A 12,935-nucleotide genomic window follows, 5' to 3' on the forward strand; every position below is an offset into this window, starting at 1 on the left:
TAAAGGTATGTCGCTAGCGTGAGTATCTCGCTTGTGAACACAAAGAATTTCAAAAAACAATTGGAACGTTCACGAGCGAGAAGCTCGCGCAAGCAGGAAATTGTTTTTTATCTTTTTGGTCTATCTCCAGAACCTGTTCCGCTTTTAATTCTTTCATTTTCTTGTTGTTGACGCCTTTTTTCTTCTTCATGACGTCTAATGTCTTGTTGTTGTTTTGCTTCGGACTCTCTTCTTCTTTTTTCTTCTTCACTCATGATTTTTATATATTACATTTAACAAATATTATTGTTTGAATTATTGCAATTACTAAACATACAAATGATAATAGATTTAAAAAATCTGTTGTTTTATTGCAGATCGTATGTATAATTTCTATAAGTTTAGGATTTCCATCAATTTCTCGTTCTTCAATTTCATTGATTATATTATTCACGCACTTGATATCAAATTTATTTGAAAAATATCCAGAAATTTGAGAGAGTAGGTTTATAATTAATGCAGTTGAAAAAAACATCCACGATAATCCAACTACATATTTATCGGCTTCCTTAAAATTAGAATATAAATTAATACATAAAACTAAGCCTCCACTTGACAATGTGATTATCAAAATGTCAAATCTTTCTATTGAATATTTAACTCTATTTTCAGCTTTTAAAATATACTCTTTAAGTGCAACTAAATATTTTTCATCCCTTTCTTTTTCTTTGTCGTCAGTCATAAATTTCTATATTAATTTAAGGTTGTTTATTTTGAATATCAATTATTCTAATAAGCCCTTAATAATTAACTAGTTTGTAAGTTTCCCAAATTTACAAATTGTTATGATTGTTAACATTTATTTTTATAAACATGTTTCGGTTGATAACTGTTGTTTGTGTAACGAAAATCTATTGTAAGATGTTTAGATTGCATTAAGTATATAGAATAGAATTAATCCATAAAAAAAACGACTGAATTTTTTTTCAGTCGCTTTAAATATGAGTTGTAAATTTATTACCCCAAGAAATCTTTCAATTCCTCATAACTCCCAATCTTCACACTAACTTTCTCCTCATTAATAACACTCTCAATTTGAGCAGGAATAGGAAGCGTAATTCCTAGCGCCGGTTCAACAACATCTAAGAATTTAATAGGATGCGCCGTTTCTAAGAAAATACCAATTGCGTTGGGGTGTTTTTCCAATTCTTTTTTTAAACCTAAATAACCAACAGCGCCGTGCGGTTCTGCTATATAACCGTCTGTGTTGTAAATTTTCTTCATCGCTTCAAGCGTTTCTTCATCAGTATAACTATAAGAAGAAAAGTCTTTTTCGAAAGCTTTTAAGTCATTGTTGTATAATTCCTGAATTCTAATAAAGTTGCTTGGGTTTCCAACATCCATAGCGTTGGAGATTGTGGCTTTAGAAGGTTTCGGGTCGTATTTTCCGTTTTCTAAGAATCTTGGCACCGTGTCGTTTACGTTTGTAGAGGCAACAAAATGTTCAATTGGCAAACCTAATTTTTTTGCCATAATTCCGGCACAGATATTCCCAAAGTTTCCGCTTGGGCAAGAGAAAACTAAAGGTTTGTTTTGGCTTTTCAACGCTTTATAAGCAAAGAAGAAATAAAACATTTGCGGTAACCAGCGCGCAATATTAATAGAATTCGCCGAAGTCAGGTTTTTATGCGCTAAAGTTTCATCTAAAAACGCTTTTTTCACCATATCCTGACAATCGTCAAAAACGCCGTCAACTTCTAATGCTTTTATGTTTTGCCCTAAAGTCGTCAATTGTTTTTCCTGAATATCGCTGACTTTTCCAGACGGATATAAAATAACAACATCAACGCCGTCAACGCCTAAAAATCCGCTCGCAACGGCTCCGCCTGTATCTCCAGAAGTAGCTACTAAAACGGTGTTTTTAGAATCTTTTTTGTCTTTGTTGAAATAACCCAAACAACGCGACATAAAACGCGCTCCAACGTCTTTAAATGCCATTGTCGGGCCGTGGAATAATTCTAACGAATAGATTCCGTTTTCGACTTTCACCACCGGAAAATCAAAAACTAAAGTTTCTGCAATGATTTCTTTTAGTTTTTCTGCTGGAATTTCGTCTCCAACAAATTGTTTGATCGCTTCAAAAGCGATTTCTTCGTGGCTTAAACTTTCGATTTTCTCAAAAAAGGAAGGATCAAGCGGTGTAATGCTTTCTGGGAAATATAATCCTTTGTCAGTTGCTAATCCTTGTATAACTGCTTCTTGAAAAGAAACTTTTGGGGCATTATGGTTTAAACTGTAGTATTTCATTTTGATTTTATTTGAACACGAATTTCACAGATTGTCACTAATTCTTTGCGTTTAAATTATTACACAAACCAATTGGTGTAAATTCGTGAAATTTGTGTTATATAATTCTTACGCCATCAGGATTGATTTTCGAAACGTGAATTTCATACGGTAAATTCATTTTTTCGTAAACGTCGCTCATGGCTTTTGCGATTTTTTCGGCGGTATCTTTTCCTCTGCTTAAAGCGAAAATCGACGGGCCTGAACCTGAAATTCCTGAACCTAAAGCGCCGTTTTCATAAGCCGTTTGTTTGATTTGATCAAATCCTGGAATTAAAACGCTTCGAACTGGTTCAACAATTTCATCATGAAGTGATCTTCCGATCAAATCATAATCTTTGGTGTAAAGACCAGCAACCAATCCGCCTACGTTACCCCATTGCGTTATAGCGCTTTTTAGCGAAACATTTTGTTTTAAAACCGAACGAGCGTCAGAAGTTTTTAACTCAATCTGCGGATGAACAACCGTTGCGTACAATTCCTCAGGACTGTCAATTCTAATGATATCCAAAGGCGAATAGCTTCTTACCAAAGTAAAAGCGCCTAAAAGAGCAGGAGCAACGTTGTCGGCATGTGCGTTTCCGCTGGCTAATTTCTCGCCTTGCATTGCAAACTGAACCAAATCTTTACGGGAATAAGGTCTTCCCAATAATTCATTTATTCCGAAAACCGCTCCGGCAGAACTTGCAGCACTGCTTCCGATGCCGCTTCCGGCTTTGATATTTTTATAAATTTCGATTTCGAATCCAAAATCCAATTCGTCTAAAGTTTCCAGCATGGCCAAAGCGGCAACTCCAGAAACGTTTTTCTCGGTTTCCAAAGGCAAATCGGCACCCACAATTTTAGTGATTCGAACTCCTTTTTGATCGACTTTTCGAACAATCATTTCATCGCCCGCATTGTCTAAGCAAAGTCCCAATACGTCAAATCCGCACGAGAGGTTGGCGATTGTAGCGGGACAGAATAATTTTATTTCTTTCATTTTTGGTTGGTTTTGCCACGAAGGCACAAAGTCACAAAGTTTTATTTTTTTAAGGCTTTGGTTTTTTGCCACGAAGGCGCTAAGACGCAAAGATTTTTTTATTTTTTGCGCTAAGTCTCAAAGGAAAAACTTAAAAACTTAGCGTCTTAGTGCCTTAGCGGCTATACATTCCCAATGCGTATCACGTCAGCAAAAATTCCTGATGCGGTTACAGCTGCTCCAGCGCCGGCTCCTTTGATCAATAAAGGCTGATCTACGTAACGATCGGTGTAGAAAAGCACGATATTGTCTTTCCCTTCTAAATTATAGAAAGGATGATCTTTTGGAATGAATTGCAGACCAACGCTTGCTTTTCCGTTTTCGAATTGCGCTACGTATTTCAGTCTTGAATCTTTTGCTAAAGCTTCTTTATAAATGTTCTCGAAATGAGAAGCATGTTTGATTAACGACGCAAAGAAATCTTCGTTATTTGTTGTTGCTAAACATTCTGCTGGCAAAAACGATTCGTTTGCAATGGCGTCAATATCCATTTCGTAACCGCTTTCGCGAATTAGAATTAGGATTTTACGAGCCACATCGATTCCGCTTAAGTCGATTTTCGGATCTGGTTCTGTGAAACCTTGAACTCCAGCTTCTTTCACCACATCGTGGAAAGAATTATTCTCATCAAAATTGTTGAAAATAAAGTTCAAACTTCCTGATAAAACCGCTTGAATTTTATGCACTTTATCGCCAGATGCAATTAAGTTTTTTACCGTATCAATAATTGGCAATCCCGCACCAACATTCGTTTCAAACAAGAAAGGAGCGTTGTATTGACGAGATAAGCTTTTTAGTTTTTTATAGTTGTCGTAAGCAGATGAACAAGCAATTTTGTTGCAAGTTACAACCGCAATACTTTCTTTTAAGAATTTTTCATATAGATCAGAAACGCCTGCATTTGCTGTAATATCCACAAAAATGCTGTTTCTTAAATTCAGTTCTTTGGCACGAGCGATAAATTCTGTCGGAATTGCTTCTTCACCTTTGTCTAAAGTCGCTTGCCAGTCTTTTAAAGAAATTCCGTCTTCGTCAAACACCATTTTTCTTGAGTTTGATAAAGCAATGACACGAACATTGATCTTTAAAACATCTTTTAAGAATTTCTTTTGATTGTGGATTTGCTCGATGAATTTTTCACCCACATTTCCAACTCCCATTACAAATAAATTAAGCTGTTTTGTGTTTTCTTCGAAGAAATTCTCGTGCAAAGTATTCAAGGCTTTTTTAACGTCTCTTTCATTAATTACAGTCGAAATATTTCTTTCAGAAGCACCTTGTGCAATCGCGCGAATGTTTACGTTGTTTTTTCCTAAAGTACTGAACATTCTTCCGCTCAAACCTTGGTGGTTTTTCATGTTTTCACCTACCAAAGCAATGATGCAAAGGTCTTTTTCTACATAACAAGGGTCGATTTTGTTTTGCGAAATTTCGATTTCGAATGCACGGTTGATCGCAGCTTCAGCATTATCAGCATCCGAATTTAAAATTCCGATGCAAATTGAGTGCTCAGAAGAAGCCTGAGTGATAAAAATTACGTTGATTTTTTCCTGAGACAATACTTCAAACAAACGTCTAGAAGAACCTGCAACTCCAATCATTCCTGGACCTTCAAGAGTTAAAAGCGAAATATTATCGATATGGCTGATTCCTTTTACAACTGTATCTTTTGATAAAACAACGTCAGAAATTAAAGTTCCTTCCGCTTCTGGCTCAAAAGTATTTTTGATTAAAATCGGAATGTTTTTTCTTAAAACTGGTTGAATTGTTGGCGGATATAACACTTTTGCTCCAAAGTGCGACAATTCCATCGCTTCTTGATAAGAGATATTTGCAATTGGCTGTGCTTGTTTTACAATTTTCGGGTTTGCAGTAAACATTCCGTTCACATCAGTCCAGATTTCAAGTTGTTCAGCATCAATTGCTCCAGCGATAATCGCTGCAGTATAATCAGATCCGCCACGTCCTAAAGTCGAAGTGATTCCGTCTAAAGTTTGTGCAATAAATCCAGGCAGAATATTGATTTTTGCTTCATTCTGAGCAAAATATTCCTGAATTAATTTATTAGAAATTTCAAAGTTTACAACCGCTTTTCCGAAATCAGCATTTGTTTTGATCAATTCTCGGCTGTCTTTGTAAATGGCGTCGTTATTGATTTGCTGATACGCTTGTGCGATAATGAAAGAAGATAATAGTTCTCCAAAACTTAAAATGGTATCGGCAGTTCTTGGAGATAATTCTCCTAAAAGGAAACAGCCGTCTAATAAAGTTTCTAAGTGATTAATGATTCTTTTTACATGGCTCAACAAACTGCTTTGTTCGCTTACCGGAATCAATTCTTTTAGAGTGTCAAGGTGTTTTTTCTCGATTTCGGCAACAACTTCCCTGAAGCTTTCGTCATTTGCCGCTGCTTTTGCCGCTGCCAATTGCAGTAAATCGGTTACCTTGCTTAATGCAGATACTACAACAACTAATTGATCTTTTTCGGCTTTTTGTTTAACGATTTCAAGAACGAGTTTTATATTTTGAGCATTGGCTACCGAAGTTCCGCCAAATTTTAATACTTTCATTTTTATGATATTTTTTAATAAGGTGCACAAATTTTGAGTAAAAGGTTCAATGGTTATTAACTGTGAACTGAGACTGAAATCTGCAACTATTTTTTTTCTTTGTAAATATTTTTTATGTATCCAATAACTCTCTTCTTTCAAGAAAAAAGTATAGGTAACCTAGGATTATATGTGAAAATGTATACCCCTAAGGGGTAGTAGTTGTTGTAGTAGAAATAATCGTAACAGCAATCGCAGTTCTAGTTTGAACTGTCATAGTAGATTGATATTTTGTGCTGTTATTTTTCATTTTTGATTTTTCAAAAGTACAGCTTTTAAGTAGGATTAAAAACTCTGAAAGGCTTTTTGCGAATATTTTAATAATTCAAATCTCAAAAAATCAATATTGAGTATTTGTTAAAATTCGTTAGGCTAAATTGAAGTTTTGATATATTTAGTATTGGTTTTTTTACTGATAAAAGATGCATAATGAATTGATTTTTAACTAAAGCTTTGCAAAAAATCGTTGATTTTGGCAAAATTTCAGATTGCTGAATAAATAAAACTGGAGAATTGCTTTGATGCAAATTTTAATTATTGTGATAAATTGTTGCTTTTTAATATTGATTTGTTGAATTTTGACGTCTTAAATTTAAAATAATCATGAGAGAGATTCATTATATAAGTACTGAAACCATAACTTTAGAAACATTGCAAGAAATTTTGAGCAATAATAAAATGCTTGAATTATCTGAAGAAGCAAAAGTAAATGTTCAGAAATGCCGTGATTATTTAGACAAAAAAATGGCAACGCATACTGCGCCAATCTACGGAATCAATACAGGTTTTGGCTCATTATATAGTGTAAAAATCTCTAACGAAAATTTATCTAAGCTTCAGGAGAATTTAGTGAAATCGCACGCTTGTGGCACGGGCGAAGAAGTTCCTTCCGAAATCGTAAAAATGATGTTGCTGCTTAAAATTCAATCTTTGAGTTATGGTCATTCGGGCGTTCAGTTGAAAACACTGGAGCGTTTAGTTGATTTCTACAATAATGATATTCTTCCTATTATATATACGCAAGGTTCACTTGGAGCTTCTGGTGATTTGGCTCCTTTGGCTCATTTGTCTTTGCCTTTAATTGGCGAAGGAGAAGTGCTCTTTGAAGGAAAAAAAGTAGCTTCTGCTGAAGTTTTAAAACGTTTTGATTGGGAACCGATCGTTTTGCAATCAAAAGAAGGTTTGGCTTTGTTGAACGGAACGCAATTCATGAGTGCTTATGGAGCTCATATTCTAATAAAAGCTTATAAATATTCGTATTTGGCTGATTTGATCGGAACGATTTCTTTGGAAGGTTTTGATGGGCGAATCGAACCTTTCAACGAATTGATACATTATATACGTCCGCACAAAGGCCAAATTGTAACGGCACAAAGAATTGCTGAATTTTTAGACGGAAGCGAAATTATCGCTCAAGAAAAGAAACACGTTCAAGATCCGTATTCGTTCCGTTGCATGCCACAAGTTCACGGCGCCTCAAAAGATGCGATTGATTATGTTCGAAAAGTATTTAAGACAGAAATTAATTCTGTTACAGATAATCCAAACATATTTGTTGAAGCGGATCAGATTATTTCAGGAGGAAATTTCCATGGACAGCCTTTAGCTTTGGCTTTGGATTTTATGGCAATTGCTTTAGCCGAATTAGGAAGTATATCTGAAAGAAGAACGTATCAGTTGATTTCTGGTTTGAGAAATCTTCCAGCATTTTTGGTTGATAATCCGGGATTGAATTCAGGATTTATGATTCCGCAATATACTGCGGCAAGTATTGCAAGCCAAAACAAACAATTGGCAACTCCGTCAAGTATTGATAGTATTGTTTCAAGTAATGGACAAGAAGATCACGTAAGTATGGGAGCAAATGGTGCTACAAAAGCGTTGAGAGTTTTAGATAATTTAGAGCGTATTTTGGCAATTGAATTGCTGAATGCATCACAGGCAATTGCCTACAGAGAGCCTTTGAAATCAAGTGATTTCATCGAAATGTTCTTGAGCAGTTATCGTGAAGTTGTGCCTTTGGTAAAAGAAGACAGGATCTTGCATTATGACATTGAGAATACCGTTGCGTTTCTAAATAGTTTCCAAATTGAAAACGATTTGTTAACAATGGCTTAACACTGCAAAATATTAATGAAGTAATTTTGCACTATCAAAAATATAAAAATGTCAATAAACAGTATTTTCCAATTTTTAGTGCCGAAAGACAAGAAATTCTTTCCACTTTTTGAAGAGGCTTCAAGCAATTTAATTGAATTAGCTTCTAACTTACACGAAGCTGTAAACCTTCCATTAAAAGAAAGAGAAATCCTTTTTCAAAAGATTGACGAATTAGAACAAAAAGGGGAGGACATTACACGTCAAACCAATTTGGAATTGAGCAGAAACTTCATTACTCCATTTGACAGAGAGGATATTCACACATTAATTACTTCTATTGATAACGTTGCTGATTACCTTCACGGTGCTGCAAGTCGTATGAGATTGTATCAAGTTGATAAGATCACAAAATCAATCAGAAAAATGACAGAAATCAACCTTGAAGCCTGTCAAAACATCGACAGTGCTGTAAAAGAGTTGAGAAATTTACAGAACTTTAAAATCATTAAAGATGCTTGTGCCAGAATCAACAAACTGGAAAACAAATCGGATAATGTTTACAACAAAGCAGTTTTTGAAATCTTTGAAAACGAAACAGACGCTAAAAATATCATTAAATACAAAGAGGTATTATCTGTTTTAGAATCAGCAACAGATAAATGTAAGAGTGTTGCGAACATACTAGAATCTATTTCTGTAAAACATTCTTAATTTTTCAATCTGAAGTTATAATTTTATGACGATACTTATATTAATTATAGTATTAGCTTTAATTTTTGATTACATCAATGGTTTTCATGATGCGGCAAATGCTATTGCGACAGTTGTTGCAACGAAGGTTCTGACGCCTTTTCAGGCCGTTCTTTGGGCAGCGTTTTTCAACTTTTTAGCCTATTGGGTTTTCGGGTTTGGTGTTGCAGATACAGTTGCAAAAACGGCACACACCATGGAAATCAACCTAGTGGTGATTTTAGCCGGAGTTATTGCGGCAATTTGTTGGAACTTATTGACTTGGTGGTTAGGAATTCCTTCAAGTTCTTCACATACACTTATCGGAGGTTTTGCAGGAGCGGCGGTTGCGCATGCGATTGCAGTTCACGGATTTTCAGGATATATTGGAGAAGATGGTGCTACACATTATTGGTACCAAATTGTTAGCTGGTATAAAGCCGGAAAAGATGGTGGAATGCCTTCGGGAGTTCTTATCATTATTGCTTTCATTGTTTTGGCACCATTATTAGGAGCGTTAGCATCTTATTTGATTTCGATTTGGTTGTTAAATGCTTCTCGTAAAAGTATTTGGCCAAAAATATTTACAGTAGGCTTGATGATTGCAACAATTTGGTTTGTTTACAGCCAAATGGTTCCTTATGAGAAAATCGAAAAACCAAGATTTGATTCTCACTTCTGGAGCGTAGCTTTTGATGCGCACAATATTAAATGGTTCTTAGTTGCCTTTATTATATTAACAGTAAGTGGATTTTGTTTGATTTTCAGTAGTTTGAATCTGCATCAAGCTGATGCTGCTTTGAAAAAGATGCAATTAATATCTTCTGCTGCATTTAGTTTAGGACACGGAGGAAATGACTCTCAAAAAGTAATGGGTATTATTGCTGCGGCAGTAGCAGTTTACATCAATACAAATCCTGGTGTTCATATGGATTCTTGGTTAGACGTTGTCTTGCCAAATGATGATTTAGGAGTTAAAGGTGTTATGCCAGGCTGGATTCCATTAGCTTGTTATTCTGCAATTGCTGCAGGAACTTTAAGTGGAGGATGGAAGATTGTAAAAACAATGGGTTCAAAAATCACAAAAGTAAGCTCATTTGAAGGTGTTGCAGCTGAAACTGCCGGTGCTTTGACGCTCTACTTTACAGAGCATTTAAAAATTCCAGTAAGTACAACGCATACTATTACAGGTTCTATTATTGGTGTTGGATTAACAAAACGTGTTTCTGCCGTTAGATGGGGAGTTACAGTGAGCTTAATCTGGGCTTGGATCTTGACTATTCCAATTTCAGCTATTCTTGCAGGTTTGGTTTATTTTGTTTTGAGCGTATTTATTTAAGATGTTAGAAGAATTTGTAAAACATGAAATAAAAATCATGTTTTATTGCTATACAAAAGCCGATTTCAAATTTGAAATCGGCTTTTTCTTTGGCAAAGACTTTTAAAATAAACCTTCAAATGGTATTTAAATGGCTTATAGAGTAAAATAGTTTACTTAGATAAAGGCATCTTCGCGGCTTGAAATAATAGGTTTTTATAAAAGATTATTTGCTGATGTCAAGAAATAGTATAGTCCTTAAGTTGTTTTTATTGGTTGTTGCGGTTTTTGTGTTTTCGTGTAAAAAGCCAGATGATATGCGAAAGGTGTATTTGGAAGGAGATCAAAAGAAAGTGACTGAAAGACCCAATGAAGAATCGGATTCAATTTCTTATTTTCTGAAAAATTGGATAAACAGAACCTTGAAAGGTATTGATACAGATAAATTGAAGTATTATACAAGAGAAAAAAATGACACTTTGCTTGTAATTGTAAAAGTGGGTGATATGTTGACGATTGATAGATCCTCGCGGAAAATGCTTTTGTATTCAGTAGAAGATGGGTTAAGAATGTGTGAGCATACTTGCAACAAAGCAATTTATATTGATGTAGAGGGCAATTTTAATACGTTATTGGTGAAGAGCCCTCTGAGATATGATTTGGATGGAAAATTTGCCAATGAAGATTTGCTGTTGCCGTTTTATGGAAAATCGCATATTTCTGTAAAAGAAACAACCAATAAAAATTTTTAAATTACGATTGTTAGAATTTCTGTAAATTCTTTCGATTGTGTTTTCTTTTGTAATGCGTTTGTTTTAGCTTTTTTTCATCTTCAGAAATAATACTTATAGTTCCGTCGATTTCAAGCATCGCTAGTTTTACATTCTTAAAAAACTCAATGCCATGTTCTCTCATGGCTTCTTTGAGTTCCTCATCTGAAATATCTAGCCTGCTTAAGGCTTTGAAATCAAGTTTTCCGTCATGAATTAATATTTCTGGTTTGTCTAACAATATTTCTCCGAAAACTTTGTATTTGTGAGTCAGTTTTTTAATTATGTAATTAATGATAAATAGGACTAAAGCGGCGATTAAGCCACCTGTTAAACTTGTATCAGGGCCCACCATAGCATTTTGTACAGAGTTGCTTATCAGTAAGATCAAAATAACGTCGGCAGTATTTAGTTGTGAAAGTTCTTTTTTGCCAAATATTCGTAAAGCAATCGTCATGAAAAAATAAACGGCGATGCTTCTTAAAACGATATCTAAATAAGGAAAAGTCATGTTTTTTATTTTAAAGTTAAATAAAAAAGCTTTGTCAAAGTTTTAAACTTTGACAAAGCTGCTAAATTATTTATGGGATATTAAGTTGAAATGAACTTAATTATAATTTAAAATTCTTTTCAATCGCTTTAATCATTTCTCCTGCAACATCTTTATTGGTTGCGCCTTCAATCCCTTCAAGGCCAGGTGAAGAGTTTACTTCAAGCAATAATGGGCCTTTAGAAGAGCGAATAATATCGACTCCGGCTACTTTCAAATCCATTGCTTTTGCGGCTTTTATGGCAATCTTTTTTTCTTCGGCAGTTACTTTGATTACAGATGCTGTGCCACCTAAGTGAATGTTTGCTCTAAATTCACCCGGCATAGCTTCACGCTGAATTGCCGCAACCACTTTTCCGTCAATCACAAAACAACGAATGTCTTTTCCGTTGGCTTCTTTAATGAATTCTTGAACTAAGATGTTGGCATTTAAACTTTTGAAAGCATTGATAACACTTTCTGCCGCTTTTTTGGTTTCGGCCAAAACAACACCTTTTCCTTGTGTTCCTTCTAACAATTTTACAATTAAAGGCGAACCGCCAACCATTTTAATCAAATTATCTGTATCAAGCGGAGAATTGGCAAATCCAGTTGTTGGAATATCAATGCCGCTATTCAATAATAATTGTAAAGAATATAGTTTGTCTCGAGATTGCGTAATTGCTGTGGCTGAATTTAGTACAAATACTTTTAAAGCTTCAAATTGGCGCGTTAATGCACAGCCATAAAAAGTAATGCTCGGACGAATTCTCGGAATAATAGCGTCAAATTCATTCAGGATTTTTCCGCCTCGATAATGGATCTCAGGTTTTTTGGCGTCAAGTTTCATATAACATTCCTTGATATTTAAGAAATGCATTTCGTGCCCACGCATTTCTCCAGCTTCCATAATTCTTTTATTACTATACAATTCCGGATTGCTGGCTAAAAGACCAATTCGTAAACCCGTTTTTGCTTTTTCTGAATTCTGGTATAATTCTTTAAGAGATTCTGCTGTAGGTTGCCCTAAAAGATATTTTTGTTCCGGATCAACCAAAACCCTTCCGCTCATAGCTTCGCGTCCTAAAAGCATTCGGAATCCCATAGAATCGCGATTAGTCAAAGTCATTTCAATTGGCCATTTTGCATCGCCAATTTTTAAGCTGGTTTGAATCACATATCGATGTTCTCTAAACCCGCTTGAGCTTTTTACAATTCTTTTATCAACCAGCGGTGCTTCACAATGAATGATAGTTTTGATATTATTTTGAATTGGATTAATGTCAAATTTCACCCAATTGGCATCATTTTTTATAAAAGGAGCTATGTTTATTGCGTGCATTGCCGAAGTTTTGGCACCAGAATCCACACGAGCTTTAATTGTTGGGATTCCAAGTTCTGGAAATGAGCACCATTCTTCGCTGCCTAAAATGACTTTGTTTTGAAGCATAAGTTGTTTTTATTATAGAATTTAAATTCAAAAATAGCTATTTGCTTTTACTAAAGATAGTGATTTTTAATAAAAAAAATACCC

The 12,935-nt window shown here is 34.9% G+C and carries 11 protein-coding genes; 4 read left to right on the forward strand and 7 right to left on the reverse strand.

The annotated features are described in order from the left end of the window. Positions 1 to 107: 107 nt before the first annotated feature. From SCB73_RS14590 to thrA, 5 genes are all read right to left on the reverse strand, one after another. A complete protein-coding gene (locus tag SCB73_RS14590) occupies positions 108 to 254 on the reverse strand; it encodes a hypothetical protein (RefSeq protein ID WP_320566945.1) in 147 nt (48 codons plus the stop codon). Between the two features lie 5 nt (positions 255 to 259). Next, positions 260 to 721, reverse strand: a complete 462-nt coding sequence (locus SCB73_RS14595; protein ID WP_320566946.1) for a hypothetical protein — start codon at positions 719 to 721, stop codon at positions 260 to 262. 275 nt (positions 722 to 996) lie between these two features. Further along, entirely contained in the window at positions 997 to 2,286 is a 1,290-nt protein-coding gene (gene thrC / locus SCB73_RS14600) for a threonine synthase (RefSeq protein ID WP_320566947.1), read from the reverse strand. Between the two features lie 97 nt (positions 2,287 to 2,383). Beyond that, positions 2,384 to 3,307: a homoserine kinase gene (locus SCB73_RS14605; RefSeq protein WP_320566948.1), complete on the reverse strand. Its 924-nt coding sequence runs from the start codon at positions 3,305 to 3,307 to the stop codon at positions 2,384 to 2,386. A 161-nt stretch (positions 3,308 to 3,468) separates the two neighbouring features. Then, positions 3,469 to 5,916: a bifunctional aspartate kinase/homoserine dehydrogenase I gene (gene thrA / locus SCB73_RS14610; protein ID WP_320566949.1), complete on the reverse strand. Its 2,448-nt coding sequence runs from the start codon at positions 5,914 to 5,916 to the stop codon at positions 3,469 to 3,471. A 642-nt stretch (positions 5,917 to 6,558) separates the two neighbouring features. On the opposite strand from thrA, the gene hutH reads away from it, so the two are divergent. From hutH to SCB73_RS14630, 4 genes are all read left to right on the forward strand, one after another. After that, positions 6,559 to 8,073 carry a histidine ammonia-lyase gene (gene hutH, locus SCB73_RS14615; RefSeq protein WP_320566950.1) on the forward strand — a complete coding sequence of 505 codons (1,515 nt, stop codon included), beginning with the start codon at positions 6,559 to 6,561 and terminating at the stop codon, positions 8,071 to 8,073. 48 nt (positions 8,074 to 8,121) lie between these two features. Further along, positions 8,122 to 8,766, forward strand: a complete 645-nt coding sequence (locus SCB73_RS14620) for a DUF47 domain-containing protein (RefSeq protein ID WP_012024643.1) — start codon at positions 8,122 to 8,124, stop codon at positions 8,764 to 8,766. Between the two features lie 25 nt (positions 8,767 to 8,791). Continuing rightward, the gene (locus tag SCB73_RS14625; RefSeq protein WP_320566951.1) at positions 8,792 to 10,123 is read left to right on the forward strand and encodes an inorganic phosphate transporter; all 1,332 of its coding nucleotides are present in this window, start codon (positions 8,792 to 8,794) and stop codon (positions 10,121 to 10,123) included. Between the two features lie 296 nt (positions 10,124 to 10,419). Further along, positions 10,420 to 10,854 carry a hypothetical protein gene (locus SCB73_RS14630; RefSeq protein WP_320566952.1) on the forward strand — a complete coding sequence of 145 codons (435 nt, stop codon included), beginning with the start codon at positions 10,420 to 10,422 and terminating at the stop codon, positions 10,852 to 10,854. A gap of 10 nt (positions 10,855 to 10,864) precedes the next feature. Here the strand turns inward: SCB73_RS14630 and SCB73_RS14635 are convergent, their stop codons facing one another. Then, positions 10,865 to 11,383 carry a DUF421 domain-containing protein gene (locus SCB73_RS14635; RefSeq protein WP_320566953.1) on the reverse strand — a complete coding sequence of 173 codons (519 nt, stop codon included), beginning with the start codon at positions 11,381 to 11,383 and terminating at the stop codon, positions 10,865 to 10,867. 100 nt (positions 11,384 to 11,483) lie between these two features. Continuing rightward, on the reverse strand, positions 11,484 to 12,851 hold the full coding sequence (gene rimK, locus SCB73_RS14640; RefSeq protein WP_026729332.1) for a 30S ribosomal protein S6--L-glutamate ligase: 1,368 nt from the start codon (positions 12,849 to 12,851) through the stop codon (positions 11,484 to 11,486). Between the last annotated feature and the right edge of the window lie 84 nt (positions 12,852 to 12,935).

The sequence above is a fragment of the Flavobacterium sp. KACC 22761 genome (genome assembly GCF_034058155.1).
Lineage (GTDB): Bacteria > Bacteroidota > Bacteroidia > Flavobacteriales > Flavobacteriaceae > Flavobacterium.